The organism is Streptomyces avermitilis MA-4680 = NBRC 14893, assembly GCF_000009765.2.
Lineage (GTDB): Bacteria > Actinomycetota > Actinomycetes > Streptomycetales > Streptomycetaceae > Streptomyces > Streptomyces avermitilis.
In genome coordinates this window covers 2,940,673-2,960,564 of the sequence record NC_003155.5, presented here as the reverse complement: position 1 = coordinate 2,960,564, position 19,892 = coordinate 2,940,673, and the positions used below count along the sequence as shown (strand labels likewise).

The following is a 19,892-nucleotide window of genomic DNA, read 5'->3' as shown; positions in this document are numbered from 1 at the left end:
CGCGCGGACGGGGCGCGGCAGGGGCGCGTCGGGAGTGCAGCGGAGGCGTGAAGGCGCTACCGGGGGAGCGGTTGCGGAGGCCGCGCCCCTACGTATCGGCCACTCGGGCGCATCCGCAGCGGACGCTCCTCGTACTCCTCCAGGGCATGTGCGATCCAGCCCGCCGTACGGGCGACGGCGAAGACGGTCTCGCCGGCGGAGGCGGGCATGCCGGAGGAGACCGTGAGGACCGCGAGAGCCAGGTCCACGTTGGCGTGCAGGGGCGCGTGGCGGGCCGTGGTGGCCACGACGTCATGGGCAGCGGCAAGGGCGGGGGCCGCGTCGGGTACCTCTTCCAGGAGGGCGAACAGAGCACGCGCGCGCGGGTCCTCGCCGGGGTAGAGCCGGTGGCCGAGACCGGGGATACGGCGACCGGCACGCAGTTCGTCGGCGACCACGGGGGCTGCGCTGCCCTGGTCCAGGACGTCCAGGAGCAACCGGTGCGCGAGGCCGCTGGCCGCGCCGTGCAGGGGGCCCTCGAGCACGCCGAGACCCGCCGAGACGGCAGCGTACGGGTGGGCCCTGGCCGAGGCGGCGACACGGACCGCGAGCGTCGAGGCGGCCAGGTCGTGGTCGATGAGCAGCCCGAGTGCCGTGTCCAGTACGCGAACTGATGCCGCGTCGGGTGCGCGGCCGGTGAGCCGTCCCCACAGGTGCCGGGCGAGCGGGCCCTCGTCGCGGTGGTCGCGGCGCAGGGGCGGGAGGGCGGCCACGAGGGTGGGGATGAGGGTGCGTGCGGTGCCGAGGACCGCGTCCTCGGACAGGTCGAAGCGGAGCGGGTCCGCGGTCGCGGCGGCGATCGTCGCGACGCGCAGCCGGTCGGTCGGACCGCTGTGCTCGGGCAGGGCATCGACGGCGCGGCGGGCGACGGCGACGGACGCGTCCGGAGCGGCAAAGGTGACTCCGGGCCGCAGCCGACCGGTCCACAGCCACTCGGCGATCTCCTCGTAGGAGTGCCGCGCGGCGAGTTCGGTCGCGTCGACGCCGCGAAAGAAGTACCGGTCCTTGTCGATGAGGGTGATCCGTGTGCGGACGGACAGCTCGCCGCCGATGGCCGAACTCCCGCTCGGCTCACGCCTGTTGCGCCGGGCGAGCGCCGCCACCTCTTTGGCGTCGAAGGTGCTGCCGCGCCCGCCGGGCTCGCGGCGGCTGCTGAGCTGGCCGCGGCTCACATAGGCGTACACGGTCTCGGGCTTCACGCCGAGCAGTTCGGCGGCCTCTTTGGTGCTCAGTCGCCGATCGGGGTGCGTGGGCGCGGCTTCGTGGTCCGTCATGGACGCCACCGTATCTGTACGGTGAGTATTGATCCAATCAATATTGACAGACATCGAGTCAAGCATGGACAGTCGAATCAAGTTCAGGGAGGAATCATGCCGATCAACCGGGCCGCATCCACTTCTGTCGACGTCCCACGGGGCCTTGCCGGCGTTGTCGTCACCGACACCTCATTGGGTGATGTCAGAGGGCTGGAAGGCTTCTACCACTACCGCCAGTACTCGGCCGTCGAACTCGCGCAGACCCGCGGTTTCGAGGACGTCTGGCATCTGATGGTTCATGGCGAACTGCCGGACGCGGAGCAGCGGGCCGTCTTCACCGCGCGGACCGCGGCGCTGCGGTGGCTGCCGGATGGGGTGAGGGCCACGCTGCCGGCCGTGGCCGCCGCCGCGGGCCGCTCCGGACCGCTCGCCGGGCTGCGCACGGCGCTGTCCCTGCTCGGTGCCGCCAAGGGGTTCCGGCCGGTGTACGACATCGACCGGGAACAGCGCCGCGCCGACACCGTCATGGCATCGGCCGCCGTGCCCACACTCCTGACGGCGCTGTACCGACTCGGGCAGGGGCTGGATCCCGTGGAGCCTCGCGAGGACCTCTCCTATGCGGCGAACTACCTCTACATGTTGACGGGCTCGGAGCCGGACGCGGCCAGGACCAGGGCGATCGAGCAGTACTTGATCTCAACCATTGACCACGGATTCAATGCATCAACCTTCACAGCCCGAGTGATCACATCGACGGGTGCGGATGTGGCGGCGGCCCTGGTGGGCGCGGTGGGAGCGCTGTCCGGGCCGCTCCATGGAGGGGCGCCCAGCCGGGCCCTCGACACCCTGGACGCGATCGGTACGCCCGAGCGCATCGACTCCTGGATACGCGAGCGCGTCCTGGCCGGCGACCGCATCATGGGCTTCGGGCACCCCGTCTACCGCACGGAGGACCCCCGCTCCCGCATGCTCCGCGGCGTCGCGGAGCAGTTCGGTGGCCCGCTGGTGGACTTCGCGGTCGAGGTCGAACGCCATGTGGAGGCGATCCTCGCGGAACTGAAGCCGGGCCGTGAACTCCACACGAACGTGGAGTTCTACGCGGGCGTGGTCATGGAACTCTGCGGCCTGCCACGGGAGATGTTCACTCCCACGTTCGCGGCGGCCCGGGTGGTCGGCTGGAGCGCCAACATCCTGGAACAGGCGGAGGACCCGAAGATCATCCGACCGGCGGCCCGGTATGTGGGGCCGGTACCGCCGGTGGCGGTGCCACTGATGGTTTGACGGTCGCATGGCTCAGGCCTCGACGCGTGAGCATCGAGGCCTGTTGCGGCAAAGTGAGAGAAGAACTTCAATCACGCATCCGGAATGTCCGCCTTGGCTCGCACCAGCGTCTCGCGGCTGATGACAACGATGCGTTCGTACTCTGCGCGCGCTGCGTCGGGCGGCAGTTCGCCGTCAAGGTCAGCTGTGGCTTCGGTGCCGATGACAGCGAAGTTTCCGTCGCTGAGTTCGAAGATGTCGGGGCAGGTCTGCCCCGAAGCGCTCCCGCGCTCCCGGGGCGAGGCGCCGACTCGACGCACGATCTTCAAGTCCGTTCCTAGGTCGGTCGAGGGACGGGCCGAGAGGGCGCGCCGGACGCTGCGCGGGCTGATGACCTTTCTCTCGCGTCCAGTGAAGCTCATGAGTGGGCCCACGGATGCTCATGAGTGGGCCGTCCTTGTGGGGGTGCAGCCCTGCGCAAAACAGTGCCGCCTTGCAAGATGTTTGCCCGGGGCAAGCTGCGGGCAGAGTATCGGCTCCGTGCCCCACGCGTCTCCCAAGTCTCGTAAGCACACGCGGGTCGCGGCTGAACCGTCACTCGCCTGGCGGTTGCCCCACCACCCACCACTCCTCGAGATCGCCGTCGTCCGTGTCGTCGGCCAAGTTGTTCAATTCCTGCACCAGACCCTCGGTCATCCGACCCAGTGCGGCCTCTTCGGACGAATCGGGCAGGCTCTCGCGATGGTGCTGCGTGGCGGTCCAGTACTCACGGAAGATCCGGTTGCGGCAGATCACGCGAAGGTGTCCGTGGAGTTCGACGAGGTTCAGAGCGCCGATCCGGTGGAAGTACAGGGCGTTGACGTACAGAGCGTTCGCGAAGAGGTACTGGCGCTGTGTCTCCGGCGGGATCTCGCGCTCGTACGTATCCAGGACCGCCGCCAGCGCAGGGTCGTCCATGGCCTTGCACAGCAGGTCGAAGTGGAGGCGGTGCTGTTCGGTGAGTACGGCGCGCCGACGCTGGCGCGTGCTGCGTTCCACGACCGCGCTGACCGCGACCGCGAGCCTGGCCCTGGTGGCGGAGCCGAGCCTCCGCATCCCAGAGTTCTGTGTGGCCATGTCAACCCCCGATTCAGGCGACCATCCGCCGGTCGTCGGGTGCGGGGCGACGGATATGGGGACCGGCGAGCGGTGGGCGGCGCGCTTGCCGTCTCCCAGAGTGCCGAGCGGCTCTGATCGGCAGGGAGGCGGAGAGGAGGCGCACGGAGGGATGTGTGGGTCGCGTTTCCCGGCGCCATGCCCAACGTGTGCCCCGCGAGCGCCGCTAACAATCGTTCACTTCGCGGTGTTTCCACCCGCTCGTATCCTGGGTCGGCAGTAATTCGTCGTACGAGAGCCGGCCCCATTCGGCGCGAGCCGAGCCATGAGCCTCTCTCGAGCGTCCGCCGGTACACGAGCCGGCGCACGCACCGGTGTGAGAAGGGGCGCACGTTGAGCCAGTCGTCGAGTCCGCAGCAGATCCCGGTCGTCGTCCTCGCCGGATTCCTGGGCTCCGGCAAGACCACCCTGCTCAATCACCTCCTCCATCGCAGCGGAGGGAGCCGGATCGGTGCCATCGTCAACGACTTCGGTGCCATCGAGATCGATGCCATGGCCGTCGCCGGGGCTCTCGGTGACTCGACCGTCTCCCTCGGGAACGGGTGCCTGTGCTGTGCCGTCGACGCCGGCGAACTCGACCTCTACCTGGAGCGGCTCGCGCACCCCTCCGCGCGTGTCGACGTCATCGTCATCGAGGCCAGCGGGCTCGCGGAGCCCCAGGAGCTGGTGCGCATGGTGCTCGCCAGTGAGAATGCGCGGGTCGTGTACGGGGGCCTCGTCGAGGTCGTCGACGCCGCCGAGTTCGACGCCACGCGCGCGAAGCATCCCGAGGTCGACCGGCACCTCGCCATGGCCGATCTTGTCGTCGTCAACAAGATCGATCGGGCGGATGACGGGGAGCGGGTGCTCCGGGCCGTCCGCTCACTCACCGACCGAGCCGCCGTCGTGCCCGCCACCTACGGCCGGGTCGACCCCGAGCTCCTCTTCGACTGCCGGCCCACGGGGGAGCGCATCGGGCAGCTTTCCTTCGACGACCTGCACGAACACCGCGGTGAGGAGGACCATCACGGTCACCTGCACGCCGCCTACGACTCCGTCTCCTTCACCTCCGAAGCGCCCATGAATCCGCGTCGGATGATGGACTTCCTCGACAGCAGGCCCGAGGGGCTGTACCGCATCAAGGGGTACGTCGACTTCGGCACCGCCGATCCTCGCAACCGGTACGCCGTGCATGCCGTCGGCCGGTTCCTGCGGTTCTACCCGGAGCCCTGGGCGCCCGCCGGCCCCCGCCTCACCCAGCTCGTCCTCATCGGGTCCGGCATCGACACGGCCGCCCTGCACAAGGAGCTGGACGCGTGCACGAACGACGCCCCACACGCCGACGAGCACAGCATGTGGGGCGTCCTCCGCTACGTACAGGAGCAGGAGCAGGAGCAGGAGCAACGGCAGGAGACGGCCGAGGCCGAGCAGGCCGGCTGATCCGCAGCGGGCCTACACCGGTCCCGCCACCACCGCCACCGTCTTCGCCAGCGACACACCCGAGCCGTCGCGGCGCGGGTCCATCTCCGGCAGCTCCGCCGGGGTGCCGTTCTTCTGCGCGGCCCGCGCAGGCACCGGTCCCGCCCAGGCGATGGACAGGCAGTCCTCGCCCTTCAGGAACCGCTGGCAGCGCACGCCGCCCGTGGCACGGCCCTTGCGCGGGTACTGGTCGAACGGTGTCAGCTTGGCCGTGGTCTGCACCGAGTCGTCCAGCGTGCCGCGCGAGCCCGCCACCGTGAAGACCACGGCATCGGCCGCCGGGTCGACCGCCGTGAAGGAGATCACCTTCGCGCCGTCCGTGAGCTTGATGCCCGCCATGCCGCCCGCCGCACGGCCCTGCGGGCGCACCTGGGAGGCCTGGTAGCGCAGCAGCTGGGCGTCGTCCGTGATGAAGACGAGGTCCTCCTCGCCCGTGCTCAGCTCGATCGCGCCGACGATCCGGTCGCCGTCCTTGAGCGTGATGACCTCCAACTCCCCCTTGTTCGAGGGGTAGTCGGGGACCACGCGCTTCACGACACCCTGTTCCGTGCCCAGGGCCAGGCCGGGCGAGGACTCGTCGAGCGTCGTCAGACAGACCACCGTCTCGTCCCCCTCCAGCGAGGAGAGGAACTCCGAAATCGGCGCGCCCCCGGAGAGGTTGGGCGCCGATGTGGTCTCCGGCAGCCGTGGCAGGTCGATCACGTTCAGCCGGAGCAGACGGCCGGAGGACGTCACCGCGCCCACCTCGCCCCGAGCCGTCGCCGGGACCGCCGACACGATCACGTCGTGCTTGGTGCGCCTGCCGTCGGCGTCCTCCCCGAAGGGGGCGCCGTTCGCCGTACGGGCGAGGAGGCCCGTCGAGGACAGCAGGACACGGCACGGGTCGTCCGCCACCTGGAGCGGCACGGTGGCGGCCGTCGACCCGGCGGACTCCAGGAGCACCGTACGGCGGTCGGTGCCGAACTTCTTGGCCACCGCGGCCAGCTCGCCGGAGACCAGCTTGCGCAGCTCCGCGTCCGACTCCAGGATGCCGGTCAGCTCGTCGATCTCGCCGTTCAGCCGGTCGCGCTCCGACTCCAGCTCGATGCGGTCGAACCTGGTGAGCCGGCGCAGCGGCGTGTCCAGGATGTACTGCGTCTGCACCTCGCTCAGCGAGAAGCGCTCGATCAGGCGCTCCTTCGCCTGCGCCGAGTTGTCGCTTGAGCGGATGAGGCGGATGACCTCGTCGATGTCCAGGAGCGCGACGAGGAGGCCCTCGACCAGGTGCAGACGGTCGCGCTTCTTGCCGCGACGGAACTCCGACCGACGCCGTACGACCTCGAAGCGGTGGTCGAGGTAGACCTCAAGGAGTTCCTTGAGGCCGAGCGTGAGCGGCTGGCCGTCCACCAGGGCGACGTTGTTGATGCCGAAGGACTCCTCCATCGGCGTCAGCTTGTAGAGCTGCTCCAGGACCGCCTCCGGCACGAAGCCGTTCTTGATCTCGATGACCAGGCGCAGGCCGTGCGCGCGGTCCGTGAGGTCCTTCACGTCGGCGATGCCCTGGAGCTTCTTCGAACCGACCAGGTCCTTGATCTTGGCGATCACCTTCTCCGGGCCGACGGTGAAGGGCAGTTCGGTGACGACCAGGCCCTTGCGGCGCGCCGTCACGTCCTCCACCGACACCGTGGCGCGGATCTTGAAGGTGCCGCGACCCGACTCGTAGGCGTCGCGGATGCCGGTGAGACCGACGATCCGGCCTCCGGTGGGCAGGTCCGGGCCCGGGACGTGCTTCATCAGCGTCTCGAGGTCGGCGCCCGGGTAGCGGATGAGGTGGCGGGCGGCCGAGATGACCTCGCCGAGATTGTGCGGCGGCATGTTGGTGGCCATGCCGACGGCGATGCCCGACGAGCCGTTCACCAGCAGGTTCGGGAAGGCGGCCGGGAGGGCCACCGGCTCCTGCTCCTGGCCGTCGTAGTTCGGCGAGAAGTCGACTGTGTCCTCGTCGATCGACTCCGTCATCAGTGACGTCGCGTCGGCCATCCGGCACTCGGTGTAACGCATCGCGGCCGGCGGGTCGTCGTTGCCCAGGGAACCGAAGTTGCCGTGGCCGTCGACCAGGGGCAGGCGCATGGAGAACGGCTGCGCGAGGCGCACCAGGGCGTCGTAGATCGACGCGTCGCCGTGCGGGTGGAGCTTACCCATGACCTCGCCGACGACGCGGGCGCACTTCACATAGCCGCGGTCGGGGCGCAGGCCCATCTCGTTCATCTGATAGACGATCCGGCGGTGCACCGGCTTGAGGCCGTCGCGGGCGTCCGGCAGGGCACGGGAGTAGATGACCGAGTACGCGTACTCGAGGAAGGAGCCCTGCATCTCGTCGACGACGTCGATGTCGAGGATCCTCTCCTCGAAGTCGTCGGGCGGCGGGGTCTTCGTGCTGCGGCGGGCCATCGCTGCTGCGGCTCCTTCACCAACATGAACGGGATCTGACGCGGTCCATTGTGGACCGCCCCACTGACAACGCGGACCACGACCCGTCCGTACGGCTTCCAGGGGGCTTCCGGCAGGCCTCGTCAACACGGCGCCCGGGCCGTCCCCGGCGTGGCCGAGTTCCCCTGCACCGCACACCCGAGTCTCGCTCTCGGCGTACGAGGCGCGGGAACTTCGGCACCTGTCTGCGCGCTTGCATACAGTGGCAGGACCGGCAGGAAATCTGCGGTGTGCCACAGAAGCATCCGCGATCGAAGGGACGTACATGCCCATGGGTCACACGGCCACAGCTGAGGCAGGCTCCGGCGGCCTGACAGCGACCGAGCACCGCCTGGCCAATGGCCTGCGCGTGGTGCTCTCCGAGGACCACCAGACCCCGGTGGCGGCGGTGTGCCTCTGGTACGACGTCGGCTCGCGCCACGAGGTCAAGGGGCGTACGGGTCTCGCCCACCTCTTCGAGCACCTGATGTTCCAGGGGTCCGGACAGGTCAAGGGCAACGGTCACTTCGAGCTGGTGCAGGGCGCCGGCGGCTCGCTCAACGGCACGACCAGCTTCGAGCGCACGAACTACTTCGAGACCATGCCCGCGCACCAGCTGGAGCTCGCCCTCTGGCTGGAGGCCGACCGCATGGGCTCCCTGCTCACCGCCCTCGACGACGAGTCCATGGAGAACCAGCGGGACGTCGTCAAGAACGAGCGCCGGCAGCGGTACGACAACGTTCCGTACGGCACCGCCTTCGAGAAGCTGACCGCCCTCGCGTACCCCGAGGGCCACCCGTACCATCACACCCCGATCGGCTCGATGGCCGACCTGGACGCGGCGACGCTGCAGGACGCGCGCGAGTTCTTCCGCACCTACTACGCGCCCAACAACGCCGTCCTGTCGGTCGTCGGCGACATCGACCCGAAGCAGACGCTCGCCTGGGTCGAGAAGTACTTCGGGTCCATCCCCGCACACGACGGCAAGCCCCAGCCGCGCGACGGCTCGCTGCCCGACACCATCGGTGAGCAGCTGCGCGAGGTCGTCGAGGAGGAGGTCCCCGCGCGCGCGTTGATGGCCGCCTACCGCCTCCCGGAGGACGGCACGCGCGTGTGCGACGCGGCCGACCTGGCGCTGACCGTCCTCGGCGGCGGCGAGTCCTCCCGCCTCTACAACCGGCTCGTACGCCGTGACCGTACGGCCGTCGCGGCCGGCTTCGGTCTGCTGCGGCTCGCCGGGGCGCCCTCCCTGGGCTGGCTGGACGTGAAGACGTCCGGCGACGTCGAGGTCCCAGTGATCGAGGCGGCCGTCGACGAGGAGCTGGCCCGGTTCGCCGAGGAGGGCCCCACGGCCGAGGAGATGGAGCGCGCCCAGGCCCAGTTGGAGCGCGAGTGGCTGGACCGGCTCAGCACGGTCGCGGGCCGCGCCGACGAACTGTGCCGCTACGCGGTCCTGTTCGGCGACCCGCAGCTCGCCCTGACCGCTGTCCAGCGCGTGCTCGACGTCAGCGCCGAGGAGGTCCAGGAGGTCGCCAAGGCCCGCCTGCGCCCCGACAACCGCGCGGTGCTCGTGTACGAGCCCGTCGCAGCCGAGGCGGAGGACGTGGAAGCCGCCGAAACCACCGACGAGAACGAGGAGTCGGCGAAGTGAACGAGCTCGCGACCATGGACTTCCACCCGCAGCCCCAGGCCGGCGAGGCCAGGCCCTGGGCGTTCCCGGCGCCCGAGCGCGGCACGCTCGACAACGGCCTGACCGTGCTGCGCTGCCAGCGCCCCGGCCAGCAGGTCGTCGCCGTCGAGGTGCTCCTCGACGCACCCCTGGACGCCGAGCCGGCGAGCCTCGACGGCGTCGCCACGATCATGGCGCGTGCCTTCTCCGAAGGCACCGACAAGCACACCGCCGAGGAGTTCGCCGCCGAGCTGGAGCGCTGCGGCGCCACCCTCGACGCGCATGCCGACCACCCCGGCGTACGCCTGTCCCTCGAAGTCCCCGTCTCCCGCCTCCCGAAGGCGCTCGGACTGCTCGCCGACGCCCTCCGGGCACCGGCGTTCGAGGACAGCGAGATCGAGCGCCTGGTGCGCAACCGGCTGGACGAGATCCCGCACGAGACGGCCAACCCGGCCCGCCGCGCCGCCAAGGAGCTCTCCAAGGAGTTGTTCCCGGCCACGTCGCGCATGTCGCGCCCCCGCCAGGGCACCGAGGAGACCGTCCAGAAAATCGACTCGGCCGCCGTGCGCGCCTTCTACGAGAGGTACGTACGCCCCGCCACGGCCACGGTGGTGGTCGTCGGCGACCTCGCCGGCGTCGACCTCGACGGGCTGCTCGCCGAGACGCTCGGAGCCTGGACGGGTTCGTCCGCCGAGCCGCGGCCGGTGCCCCCGGTGACCGCCGACGACAGCGGCCGCGTGATCATCGTGGACCGCCCCGGAGCCGTTCAGACGCAGCTGCTCATCGGCCGCGTCGGCGCCGACCGGCACGACCGCGTGTGGCCCGCCCAGGTGCTCGGCACGTACTGCCTGGGCGGCACCCTCACCTCCCGTTTGGACCGGGTCCTGCGCGAGGAGAAGGGCTACACCTACGGTGTGCGGGCGTTCGGTCAGGTGCTGCGCTCAGCCCCCGACGGTACGGGCGTCGCGATGCTCGCGATCAGTGGCTCCGTCGACACGCCGAACACCGGCCCCGCGCTCGACGACCTCTGGAAGGTGCTGCGCACGCTCGCGGCCGAAGGGCTGACGGACGCCGAGCGCGACATCGCCGTGCAGAACCTGGTGGGCGTCGCGCCGCTCAAGTTCGAGACCGCCGGGGCCGTCGCGGGCACCCTGGCCGACCAGGTCGAGCAGCACCTGCCGGACGACTACCAGGCGACGCTGTATCAACAGCTCGCCGCCACAGGCACGGTGGAGGCCACCGCGGCCGCCGTGAACGCCTTCCCGATGGACCGTCTGGTGACCGTCCTCGTGGGTGACGCCGCCCAGATCGCGGAGCCGGTCAAGGCCCTCGGTATCGGCGAAGTGAGCGTCGTGGCAGCCGAGTAGAAGCAGCGGAACACCGCGGGGCCCTGGTGACTGAAGAGTCACCAGGGCCCTGTTTGCTGAGAGTTTGTCCGTATTGCCATAGAGGTGATGCGTCTGACCTGTGGCGTGCGCTACAAAAACCTCGATCCGTTTGTTGATTGAAAGAGCCCACGCTTAGCGTCAGTCCGGCTGTTCGTCAGGCAGTGCGCCGCGCCCGCGGCACCGGACAGTCATCGCCGAGTCCCCGTATGGCGCGAGCCAGGGGAGCCGGGGACCCATCGCAGTCCCTGGGGTGAATCGGGCACCCTCTCCTGAGGGAGCCCGTAGGAGACCTTCCTGCTCCGAACCCGTCAGCTAACCCGGTAGGCGAGAAGGAAGGAAAGGACCAGCCACTTCATGGCGTTCACCCGCGCCACCGGGAAGCACCGTCGTCCGGGCCGCACGAAGCGCACGACCACGCACGCCGTGGGCGTCGCGGCGCTCACCACCACCGGCGTCATCGGCACCCTGGCCGCTCCGGCGCTCGCCGCCGAGCCCTCCGCCGAACCCTCCGTCGAGCAGACCGGGCTGACTCAGGCCGTCTCCATCGGTGACTCGGTCGCCGCCCAGGTCGACGCCCAGGCCGTCGCCCAGGAGCAGGCCGCCGCAGAGGCCGCCGCCAAGAAGAAGGCCGAGGAGGCCGCGCGCAAGAAGGCCGCCGAGCTGGCCGAGAAGGAGCACGCCGCCAAGGCGCGCGCCGCCCGTGAGGCCGAGCGCAAGCGTCTGAACACGTTTGTGGCCCCGATCGCCGGCTCGTACGTCTCCACGGGCTACAAGTCCGGCGGCTCCCTCTGGTCCTCGGGCAGCCACACCGGCGTCGACTTCCACGCCGCGTCCGGCACCTCCGTCCACGCGGTCGGCTCCGGCACCGTCGTGGAGGCCGGCTGGGGCGGCGCGTACGGGAACAACATCGTCATCAAGATGAACGACGGCACCTACACGCAGTACGGCCACCTGTCGTCCATCGGCGTCTCCGTCGGTCAGACGGTCACCCCGGGCCAGCAGATAGGCATCTCGGGCGCCACGGGCAACACCACGGGGCCCCACCTCCACTTCGAGGCCCGTACGACCGCGGAGTACGGCTCGGACATCGACCCGGTCGCGTACCTGCGCTCGCACGGCGTGAACGTCTGACAACCTGCCCGACAGGCACGTCCCTTCCGAGGTCCCGGCTCACCGAGCCGGGACCTTCGTTGTTTCGAACTGCTGTCTGTCCAAAAAATATCCATGGATTCCGGCCTGCCATCGGAAATTCCGTCCCGCTGCAATAGAGTCGCCTGAACACACGTCAATCGGCGACGTTTCACGGGGATTAAGACGGAGGTCGGTCATGCGTATTCCGGCGCACTCGGTATGCACGGCGATCCGTGATGACATCGTCGCGGGTGTCTACGAGCGCGGCAGCCGGCTCACCGAGGAACTCCTCGCGCGGCGCTACGGCGTCTCGCGCGTCCCCGTGCGCGAGGCCCTGCGCACGCTGGAGGCGGAGGGGTTCGTCGTCACCCGTCGGCACGCGGGCGCGTGCGTCGCGGAGCCCACCGAGCAGGAGGCCTCCGACCTGCTGGAGATGCGCATGCTGCTGGAGCCGCTGGGCGCCGCGCGCGCCGCCCAGCGTCGCACCGAGGCCCACCTCAAGGTGCTGCGCGGCCTCGTCAGGCTGGGGCAGGAGCGGTCCAGGAGGGGGAGCAGCGAGGATCTGCGGTCCCTGGGGGGCTGGTTCCACGAGACGCTCGCGCAGGCCTCCGGGAGCCCCGCCCTGACCTCGACGCTGGCCCAGCTGCGGCACAAGATCGCCTGGATGTACGCGGTGGAGGCGCCGGCCAACCCGGCGGAGTCCTGGGCGGAGCACGGCGGCATCGTGGACGCCGTCGCGCGCGGCGACAGTGAGCGGGCCCGGGCGATCACGGCCCTGCACACCGAACGCGCGAGTGCGGTGCACCGGCTCCGTTTTCCCGGCGGCGGAGACCGCCCGGAACGTGTGAGGACTTCGCAACATCCCGTAAACATGACGAGCCTGCGGCATTAACAAGGGCGCCGTATACAAAGAGGATGGAATTCGCGGGAGATTATTTCTGCTGCCCGTGAGACAGAAATACGAAAGGCCCGCCCGATATTTCGGGCGAGCCTTTCAAAGTATGTGCGGAATGGTGTCTTCGAAGCGACGGCCACCGCATCATCAATTGAGGAACGTCCCGAACGTCCCGAACGTCGCGCCACCGCGCCCGCGCGAGCGACACCGGCTCGGACGCGAAGAAGGGACACCCCGGCGGTCCGAGGGCTCACCTCGGACGGCCCGAGGGCTCACCTCAGACGGTCTCGGGAAGCTCGTCGAGCCCTTCGGAGACCAGCTTCGCCAGCCGGTCGAGGGCCGCGTCCGCACCCTCGGCGTCGGAGGCGAGCACGACCTCCTCGCCACCCTGGGCACCCAGGCCGAGGACAGCCAGCATGGAGCCGGCGTTGACGGGGTTGCCGTCCGCCTTGGCGATCGTCACGGGAACGCCGGAGGCCGTGGCCGCCCGGACGAAGATGGACGCGGGGCGGGCGTGGAGGCCCTCGGCCCAGCCGATGTTGACGCGGCGCTCAGCCATGTTGATGCTGCCCTTCAGGTGTCTCAGGTTGTCTAGACCAGTGTCCCATAACGTGATGCGTGCCCGGCGGTCCCTGTCGGGTTCCCCTTAGCCTGCCTCGCGCTGTTGTCGGACGCGAGCCGTACTGTGGGGCCCATGCAGACCGCGTCGGACCGGCACGAGTACCCCGCCCACTGGGAGGCCGACGTGGTGCTGCGCGACGGCGGTACCGCGCGCATCAGGCCCATCACCGTCGACGACGCCGAGCGACTTGTCAGCTTCTATGAGCAGGTCTCGGACGAGTCGAAGTACTACCGGTTCTTCGCCCCGTACCCGCGCCTGTCCGCCAAGGACGTCCACCGCTTCACGCACCACGACTTTGTGGACAGGGTGGGACTCGCGGCCACGATCGGCGGCGAGTTCATCGCCACCGTACGCTATGACCGTATTAATGCCGCCGGCCTGTCCGCCTCCGCGCCCGCCGACGAGGCCGAGGTCGCCTTCCTCGTGCAGGACGCGCACCAGGGGCGGGGTGTTGCCTCTGCCCTCCTCGAGCACATCGCGGCCGTCGCCAGGGAGCGGGACATCCGCCGGTTCGCCGCCGAGGTGCTCCCCGCCAACAGCAAGATGATCAAGGTGTTCACGGACGCCGGGTACACCCAGAAGCGCAGCTTCGAGGACGGCGTCGTACGCCTGGAGTTCGACCTGGAGCCCACGGACCGTTCGCTCGCCGTGCAGCGGGCCCGGGAGCAGCGGGCCGAGGCGCGGTCCGTGCAGCGGCTGCTCGCGCCCGGCGCGGTCGCCGTGATCGGCGCGGGCCGCACCCCCGGCGGAGTGGGCCGCAGCATCCTCGGCAACCTCCGCGACGCTGGCTTCACCGGTCGTCTGTACGCCGTGAACAGGGCGTTCCCCGAGGACCTGAAGAACTTCGACGAGGTGCCCGCGCACCGCTCCGTCCTGGACATCGCCGAGCCCGTCGACCTGGCCGTCGTCGCCGTGCCGGCGGCGCACGTCCCCGAGGCCGTGGCCGAGTGCGGCGAGCACGGGGTGCAGGGGCTCGTGGTCGTCTCGTCCGGTTACGCGGAGAGCGGCCCCGAGGGGCGCGAGCGCCAGCGCGAGCTGGTGCGCCAGATCCGTACCTACGGGATGCGCCTCATCGGTCCCAACGCCTTCGGGGTCATCAACACGTCCCCCGAGGTGCGCCTCAACGCCTCGCTCGCGCCCGAGACGCCGCGACCCGGCCGGATCGGTCTGTACGCGCAGTCCGGCGCCATCGGGATCGCGCTGCTGTCCCGGCTGCACCGGCGCGGGGGCGGCGTCACCGGGGACACGGGCGTGTCGACCTTCGTGTCGTCCGGCAACCGCGCGGACGTGTCCGGCAACGACGTACTCCAGTACTGGTACGACGACCCCGACACCGATGTCGCCCTGATGTACCTCGAGTCCATCGGCAACCCCCGCAAGTTCACCCGCCTCGCCCGGCGTACGGCGGCGGCGAAGCCGCTGGTCGTGGTGCAGGGCGCGCGCCACGGCGGGGCCGCGCCGCAAGGGCATGCCGTACGGGCCACACGGCTCCCGCACGCCACCGTGTCCGCGCTGCTGCGGCAGGCCGGGGTCATCCGGGTGGACACGATCACCGAGCTGGTGGACGCGGGCCTGCTGCTCGCGCGGCAGCCGCTGCCGTCGGGGCCCCGGGTGGCCATCCTCGGGAACTCCGAGTCGCTCGGGCTGCTGACGTACGACGCCTGTTTGGCCGAGGGGTTGCGACCGCTTCCCCCGCTGGACCTGACGACGGCGGCTTCGGCGGAGGACTTCCACGCGGCGCTGGCGCGGGCCTTGGCGGACGACGGGTGCGACGCCGTGGTCGTGACGGCCATCCCCGCGGTGGGGGAGACGTCGGCGGCCGACCAGGCCCTTGCGGAGGCACTGCGTTCCGCCGCTGCGGCGGCTCCGGCGAAGCCGGTGCTGGTGGTGCACGTGGAGCTGGGTGGGCTCGCCGAGGCGCTGTCCGCGGCGGCCAGCACCGCACCGCAGCCGACCGACGTGGCGGGCCACCCGCCGTCGCTGCCGGCTTCGGCCGAGCGCGGGGACCCGCATCGCCCCGCGGAACGCCTGTCCGCCGCGGCGCAAGCCCCCGACGGGGCCCGCCTCATCCCCGCCTTCCCCGCCGCGGAACGCGCCGTCAGGGCCCTCGCGGAAGCCGTCAAATACGCCCAGTGGCGGCGTGACGCCGCCGACCCCGGCAAGGTGCCCGAGTACGACGACATCGACCAGAAGGGTGCCGCCGAGCTGATCGACCGGCTGCTCGCGAGCGGACAGGGGCTGACCCTCGGGACCGACGAGACCTGCGCGCTGCTCTCGCGGTACGGCATCGGCGTACGCAGGGCACTGCCCGCGCCGACGCCCGACGACGCCGCCGAGGCCGCCCGCGCCATCGGCTACCCGGTCGCCCTCAAGGCCACCGCCCCGCACCTGCGGCACCGCGCCGATCTGGGCGGCGTACGGCTCGATCTCGCGGACGAGGAGCAACTGCGGCGCGCGTACGCCGAATTGACCGAAATGTTCGGAAAGCCGGAGGAGCTGCGGCCGGTCGTGCAGGGGATGGCGCCGCGCGGTGTCGACACGGTCGTACGCGCGGTGATCGACCCGGCGGCCGGGGCCGTACTGTCGTTCGGGCTGGCCGGGGCCGCCTCGCAGCTGCTCGGGGATATAGCGCACCGGCTGATTCCGGTCACCGACCGCGAGGCCACCTCGCTGGTGAGGTCGATCCGGACGGCGCCGCTCCTCTTCGGCTGGCGGGGCTCGGCGCCGGTCGACACGCCTGCGCTGGAGGAACTGATGCTGCGGGTGTCGCGGCTGGTGGACGACCATCCCGAGGTCGTCGCCGTGACCCTGGAGCCCGTGGTCGTGGCCCAGCACGGCCTGAGCGTGCTCGGGGCGACCGTACGGCTCGCACCGCCGCCCGTCCGCGACGACCTGGGCCCGAGAACGCTTCCGGTGTACTGAGTGGACGCCGAGCGGTGCCTCGCAGTCAGTGGGCCACCGTAGGATGGACGTCATGGCCAAGACCAGTACGACGACCCAGGGGCTGCGTGCGGCGATCGAGCGCAGCGGCTACTACCCGGCCCTCGTGGCCGAGGCGGTGGAGGCCGCGATCGGCGGCGAGGCCATCCGGTCGTACCTGGTCCACCAGGAGACGACGTTCGACGCCAACGAGGTGCGACGGCATGTGACCGTGCTCGTCCTCACCGGCAACCGCTTCATCGTGAGCCACACCGACGAGCAGGCCGCCGACACCACCTCGCCGACGCCGTACGCCACGACATCGACGGAGTCCGTGAAGCTCGGCCGGATCTCGTCGGTCGTCGTCAGCCGGGTGGTCGCCAACCCCGAGTCGTACAAGCCGGGCACCCTGCCCCGCGAGGTCGTCCTGACCATCGGCTGGGGCGCGGTCTCCCGTATCGACCTGGAGCCCGCCGCCTGCGGCGACCCCAACTGCGAGGCGGACCACGGATACACGGGCAACTCGACGGCGGACGATCTGAGCCTGCGCGTCAGCGAGGCCGGGGACGGCCCCGAGACGGTGCGCCAGGCCCTGGTCTTCGCACAGTCCCTCTCCGAGGCCACCGCGGACGTCGCGCGCTGATGGCTCTGCCCACCTGGGACGACCCGGAACCGCTGGCCGTCGACTCCGCCCCCCTTCCCGAGTACGGTGCCGGTTCGCTGGCCGACCTGCTGCCCACGCTCGCGGCGGGCATGGAGGTGCCCGGCCAGCGGGCCGCCATACAGGAGCTGACCGCCGCCGACCGGAACTGCGTCTTCCTGATCGACGGGCTCGGCTGGGAGCAGCTGAGGGCGCACCCGGAGGAGGCGCCCTTCATGGCGTCCCTCCTGGAGTCCTCGCGCGGCGGCACGGGCCGCCCGATCACCGCCGGCTATCCGGCGACGACCGCGACCTCCCTCGCCTCCGTCGGCACCGGCCTGCCGCCCGGCGCGCACGGCCTGCCCGGCTACAGCGCGCGCAACCCGGAGACCGGCGAGCTGATGAACCAGCTCCGCTGGCAGCCGTGGACCGATCCGCGCGCCTGGCAGCCGTACCCCACGGTCTTCCAGCTCGCGGACGCGGCGGGGGTGCACACGGCCCAGGTCTCGTCCCCCACCTTCCAGAACACCCCGCTGACCAAGGTCGCGCTGAGCGGTGGAACGTTCCACGGGCGGTTGTCCGGCGAGGACCGCATGGACCTGGCCGCCGAACAACTGGCCGCCGGGGACCGCTCGTTGGTCTACACGTACTACGCCGAGGTGGACGGCAAGGGCCACCGCTTCGGCGTCGACTCGGACCCGTGGCGTGGCCAGCTCATGTACGTCGACCGACTGGTCCAGCGACTGGCGGAGCAGCTGCCGCCGCGCTCCGCGCTCTACGTCACGGCCGACCACGGCATGATCGACATCCCGTTCGACGAGCAGCACCGCATCGACTTCGACGAGGACTGGGAGCTGCGTGCCGGGGTCGCCCTGCTGGGCGGCGAGGGCCGGGCTCGTCATGTGTACGCGGTGCCGGGCGCCCAGGTGGACGTGCTGACCTGCTGGCGCGAGGTGCTCGGCGAGCAGTTCTGGATCGCTTCGCGGGACGAGGCGATCGCCGCGGGCTGGTTCGGGCCCGACGTCGACGAGCGGGTGTACGCGCGCATCGGCGACGTGGTCGCGGCGGCCCGCGACGACGTGCTGATCATCGCCTCCGAGCGGGAGCCGAAGGAGTCGGCGATGGTCGGCAACCACGGTTCGATGACGCCGGTGGAACAGCTGGTGCCTCTGCTGGAAGTACGCACCTGACGCTCGCCACCCCCTTGCGAAGCCCTCTCTTCTCCCTGCCCTGAAAGGTTCTCAACCCGCCATGCCCGAGCTCGTGTTCTTCTCCGGAACGATGGACTGCGGGAAGTCGACGTTGGCGCTCCAGATCGGACACAACCGGTCGGCGAGGGGCCTGCAGGGCGTCATTTTCACGCGCGACGACCGTGCCGGGGAGGGAAAGCTGTCGTCGCGGCTCGGCCTGGTGACGGAGGCGGTCGAGGCGGCTCCGGGCATGGATCTGCACGCGTATCTGGTGGATCAGATGTCGAAGGGCGGCAAGGTCGACTACCTGATCGTGGACGAGGCGCAGTTCCTCGCGCCGGAGCAGATAGACCAGCTGGCGCGCGTCGTGGACGACCTGGACCTGGACGTCTTCGCCTTCGGTATCACCACCGACTTCCGTACGAAGCTCTTCCCCGGCTCGCAGCGGCTGATCGAGCTGGCGGACCGGATCGAGACCCTTCAGGTCGAGGCGATGTGCTGGTGCGGGGCGCGGGCCACGCACAATGCCCGCACGGTGGGCGGCGAGATGGTCGTGGAAGGCGAGCAGGTCGTCGTCGGTGACGTGAACCGCCCGGCGGCGGAGGTCGGCTACGAGGTGCTGTGCCGGCGCCACCACCGCCGCCGGATGACCAGCGCCTCCGCATACGCCGCCGCGATCTCGCCGGACGTTCTGCCGGTCACTTCCGCCTGACGGCCACCTGCCGACCGTCCCGAGGGCTCGGACGAGTTTTCGGCGGATGAAAGCCGCGTCTCCCGCGCCTCCTCAGCCGCTCGTGGTGACCACCGAGAACATCGCCCCCTCCGGGTCCACCACCGTCGCGGCGCGGCCGTGGGCCGATTCCGCCGGGGGACGCAGGACGTGACCGCCCAGGTCCGTCACCTGAGCGGCCGTCTCGTCCACGTCCGCGACCTGGAAGTACGTGATCCAGTGCGGCCCCCGGTCGCGGGGGACGGCGTTGCCGACGCCGTGGATGCCCGCGACCGGGCGGCCCTCGACCTTGAGGGTGATGTAGTCGAAGTCGGCGGAGACCACCGGCTCCTCCTCGTATCCGAAGACCGCCTCGTAGAACTTGGCGACACTCGTGGAGTCGTAGGTCAGCAGCTCGTTCCAGGTGGGGGTGCCGGGCACCCCGGTCAGCCTCGGGCCCAGGTGTGCGGACTCCTGCCAGATGCCGAACACCGCGCCCATCGGGTCCGACGCGATGGCCATCCGGCCGGCCTCGGCGGCGTCCAGGGGGCCGACGCCCACCGTGCCGCCGCGGTGCCGCACGGTCTCGGCCGTCGCGTCCACGTCCTCCGAGGCGAGGTACGGCGTCCAGGCGACGGGCAGGTGCCGGTCGGGCGGCAGCTGGCCGATCCCGGCCACCTCGTGGCCGTCCAGCAGCGCCCGCACATACGGCCCCAGCTGCTGCGGGCCCGGCTGGAACTCCCAGCCGAACAGCGCGCCGTAGAACTCCTGGGTCGCGGCCATCCCGTGCACCATCAGACTCACCCAGCAGGGTGTGCCCGGCGTGTACCCGGCGTCTGTGGTGCCGTTGCGGCCGGCCGGCCCCCGTGCCTCGGTCATCGTCACTCTCTTCTCGGCCCCTCGCGGTGGCCGTTCACTTCCGCCTGGGTACACGGGTACCGCGATATCGCGCGTGCACGCCCGGTGCCGATGCTCGCACCACCGGTCGCATCGCGCCCTCCGGCGGCACCGCCGGACATGAGTTCTTTCGCGGAGGATGCCCGATGTGCGGTGTCCTGTGTGTTTCCGGGTGATGATCGCGCGATGTCGCTCGCCTGTACGGCACGTGCCCGA

General features: G+C 70.6%; 16 protein-coding genes and 1 riboswitch. Of the genes, 10 read left to right on the top strand and 6 right to left on the bottom strand.

All coding sequences use genetic code 11. The annotated features are described in order from the left end of the window. Positions 1-56: 56 nt before the first annotated feature. Positions 57-1,313: a citrate synthase gene (locus tag SAVERM_RS12670; RefSeq protein ID WP_010983865.1), complete on the bottom strand. Its 1,257-nt coding sequence runs from the start codon at positions 1,311-1,313 to the stop codon at positions 57-59. Between the two features lie 96 nt (positions 1,314-1,409). Between SAVERM_RS12670 and SAVERM_RS12665 the strand changes: the two genes are divergently transcribed. Further along, the gene (locus SAVERM_RS12665) at positions 1,410-2,576 is read left to right on the top strand and encodes a citrate synthase/methylcitrate synthase (protein WP_010983864.1); all 1,167 of its coding nucleotides are present in this window, start codon (positions 1,410-1,412) and stop codon (positions 2,574-2,576) included. 71 nt (positions 2,577-2,647) lie between these two features. On the opposite strand, the gene SAVERM_RS12660 is transcribed toward SAVERM_RS12665, so the two are convergent. Together SAVERM_RS12660 and SAVERM_RS12655 are read right to left on the bottom strand one after the other, a co-directional pair. Further along, positions 2,648-2,884, bottom strand: coding sequence for a hypothetical protein (locus SAVERM_RS12660; protein WP_037650118.1), 237 nt, complete (start codon positions 2,882-2,884; stop codon positions 2,648-2,650). Between the two features lie 265 nt (positions 2,885-3,149). After that, positions 3,150-3,671, bottom strand: a complete 522-nt coding sequence (locus SAVERM_RS12655) for a DUF6082 family protein (RefSeq protein WP_010983862.1) — start codon at positions 3,669-3,671, stop codon at positions 3,150-3,152. A gap of 372 nt (positions 3,672-4,043) precedes the next feature. On the opposite strand from SAVERM_RS12655, the gene SAVERM_RS12650 reads away from it, so the two are divergent. Then, on the top strand, positions 4,044-5,129 hold the full coding sequence (locus SAVERM_RS12650; RefSeq protein WP_010983861.1) for a CobW family GTP-binding protein: 1,086 nt from the start codon (positions 4,044-4,046) through the stop codon (positions 5,127-5,129). Between the two features lie 12 nt (positions 5,130-5,141). Here SAVERM_RS12650 and SAVERM_RS12645 read toward each other — a convergent pair whose 3' ends face one another. Further along, complete coding sequence (locus SAVERM_RS12645; RefSeq protein WP_010983860.1) at positions 5,142-7,598, bottom strand: DNA gyrase/topoisomerase IV subunit A; 2,457 nt, start codon at positions 7,596-7,598, stop codon at positions 5,142-5,144. Between the two features lie 304 nt (positions 7,599-7,902). Here SAVERM_RS12645 and SAVERM_RS12640 point away from each other — a divergent pair, with 304 nt between their 5' ends. The 4 genes from SAVERM_RS12640 (at position 7,903) to SAVERM_RS12625 (ending at position 12,696) form a co-directional block, all read left to right on the top strand. After that, positions 7,903-9,267: a M16 family metallopeptidase gene (locus tag SAVERM_RS12640; protein WP_010983859.1), complete on the top strand. Its 1,365-nt coding sequence runs from the start codon at positions 7,903-7,905 to the stop codon at positions 9,265-9,267. After that, complete coding sequence (locus tag SAVERM_RS12635; RefSeq protein ID WP_010983858.1) at positions 9,264-10,652, top strand: M16 family metallopeptidase; 1,389 nt, start codon at positions 9,264-9,266, stop codon at positions 10,650-10,652. The genes SAVERM_RS12640 and SAVERM_RS12635 overlap by 4 nt, the downstream gene beginning before the upstream one ends. A gap of 203 nt (positions 10,653-10,855) precedes the next feature. Then, a riboswitch (cyclic di-AMP (ydaO/yuaA leader) is annotated at positions 10,856-11,015 on the top strand. A 12-nt stretch (positions 11,016-11,027) separates the two neighbouring features. Then, the gene (locus tag SAVERM_RS12630; RefSeq protein ID WP_010983857.1) at positions 11,028-11,804 is read left to right on the top strand and encodes a M23 family metallopeptidase; all 777 of its coding nucleotides are present in this window, start codon (positions 11,028-11,030) and stop codon (positions 11,802-11,804) included. Between the two features lie 196 nt (positions 11,805-12,000). Beyond that, positions 12,001-12,696 (top strand): GntR family transcriptional regulator, encoded by a 696-nt coding sequence (locus SAVERM_RS12625; RefSeq protein ID WP_010983856.1) that lies wholly within the window; start codon positions 12,001-12,003, stop codon positions 12,694-12,696. Between the two features lie 280 nt (positions 12,697-12,976). On the opposite strand, the gene SAVERM_RS12620 is transcribed toward SAVERM_RS12625, so the two are convergent. After that, a complete protein-coding gene (locus tag SAVERM_RS12620) occupies positions 12,977-13,258 on the bottom strand; it encodes an HPr family phosphocarrier protein (RefSeq protein WP_010983855.1) in 282 nt (93 codons plus the stop codon). A 135-nt stretch (positions 13,259-13,393) separates the two neighbouring features. Here SAVERM_RS12620 and SAVERM_RS12615 point away from each other — a divergent pair, with 135 nt between their 5' ends. The 4 genes from SAVERM_RS12615 to SAVERM_RS12600 all read left to right on the top strand — a co-directional run bounded on the left by SAVERM_RS12615 (position 13,394) and on the right by SAVERM_RS12600 (position 18,782). Next, the gene (locus tag SAVERM_RS12615; RefSeq protein ID WP_010983854.1) at positions 13,394-16,243 is read left to right on the top strand and encodes a bifunctional acetate--CoA ligase family protein/GNAT family N-acetyltransferase; all 2,850 of its coding nucleotides are present in this window, start codon (positions 13,394-13,396) and stop codon (positions 16,241-16,243) included. 52 nt (positions 16,244-16,295) lie between these two features. Then, a complete protein-coding gene (locus SAVERM_RS12610; protein ID WP_010983853.1) occupies positions 16,296-16,883 on the top strand; it encodes a DUF5998 family protein in 588 nt (195 codons plus the stop codon). Further along, a complete protein-coding gene (locus SAVERM_RS12605) occupies positions 16,883-18,070 on the top strand; it encodes an alkaline phosphatase family protein (protein WP_010983852.1) in 1,188 nt (395 codons plus the stop codon). Before SAVERM_RS12610 ends, SAVERM_RS12605 begins: the two co-directional genes overlap by 1 nt. 61 nt (positions 18,071-18,131) lie before the next feature. Continuing rightward, positions 18,132-18,782: a thymidine kinase gene (locus tag SAVERM_RS12600; RefSeq protein WP_010983851.1), complete on the top strand. Its 651-nt coding sequence runs from the start codon at positions 18,132-18,134 to the stop codon at positions 18,780-18,782. A gap of 72 nt (positions 18,783-18,854) precedes the next feature. On the opposite strand, the gene SAVERM_RS12595 is transcribed toward SAVERM_RS12600, so the two are convergent. Next, positions 18,855-19,658: a VOC family protein gene (locus SAVERM_RS12595; protein WP_010983850.1), complete on the bottom strand. Its 804-nt coding sequence runs from the start codon at positions 19,656-19,658 to the stop codon at positions 18,855-18,857. Between the last annotated feature and the right edge of the window lie 234 nt (positions 19,659-19,892).

Coding starts and splice junctions, on each gene's coding strand:
- SAVERM_RS12625 (WP_010983856.1), top strand. CDS start 12,001: ATGCGTATTCCGGCGCACTCGGTATGCACGGCGATCCGTGATGACATC.
- SAVERM_RS12665 (WP_010983864.1), top strand. CDS start 1,410: ATGCCGATCAACCGGGCCGCATCCACTTCTGTCGACGTCCCACGGGGC.
- SAVERM_RS12645 (WP_010983860.1), bottom strand. CDS start 7,598: ATGGCCCGCCGCAGCACGAAGACCCCGCCGCCCGACGACTTCGAGGAG.
- SAVERM_RS12605 (WP_010983852.1), top strand. CDS start 16,883: ATGGCTCTGCCCACCTGGGACGACCCGGAACCGCTGGCCGTCGACTCC.
- SAVERM_RS12595 (WP_010983850.1), bottom strand. CDS start 19,658: ATGACCGAGGCACGGGGGCCGGCCGGCCGCAACGGCACCACAGACGCC.
- SAVERM_RS12640 (WP_010983859.1), top strand. CDS start 7,903: ATGCCCATGGGTCACACGGCCACAGCTGAGGCAGGCTCCGGCGGCCTG.
- SAVERM_RS12670 (WP_010983865.1), bottom strand. CDS start 1,313: ATGACGGACCACGAAGCCGCGCCCACGCACCCCGATCGGCGACTGAGC.
- SAVERM_RS12610 (WP_010983853.1), top strand. CDS start 16,296: ATGGCCAAGACCAGTACGACGACCCAGGGGCTGCGTGCGGCGATCGAG.
- SAVERM_RS12615 (WP_010983854.1), top strand. CDS start 13,394: ATGCAGACCGCGTCGGACCGGCACGAGTACCCCGCCCACTGGGAGGCC.
- SAVERM_RS12620 (WP_010983855.1), bottom strand. CDS start 13,258: ATGGCTGAGCGCCGCGTCAACATCGGCTGGGCCGAGGGCCTCCACGCC.
- SAVERM_RS12630 (WP_010983857.1), top strand. CDS start 11,028: ATGGCGTTCACCCGCGCCACCGGGAAGCACCGTCGTCCGGGCCGCACG.
- SAVERM_RS12655 (WP_010983862.1), bottom strand. CDS start 3,671: ATGGCCACACAGAACTCTGGGATGCGGAGGCTCGGCTCCGCCACCAGG.
- SAVERM_RS12600 (WP_010983851.1), top strand. CDS start 18,132: ATGCCCGAGCTCGTGTTCTTCTCCGGAACGATGGACTGCGGGAAGTCG.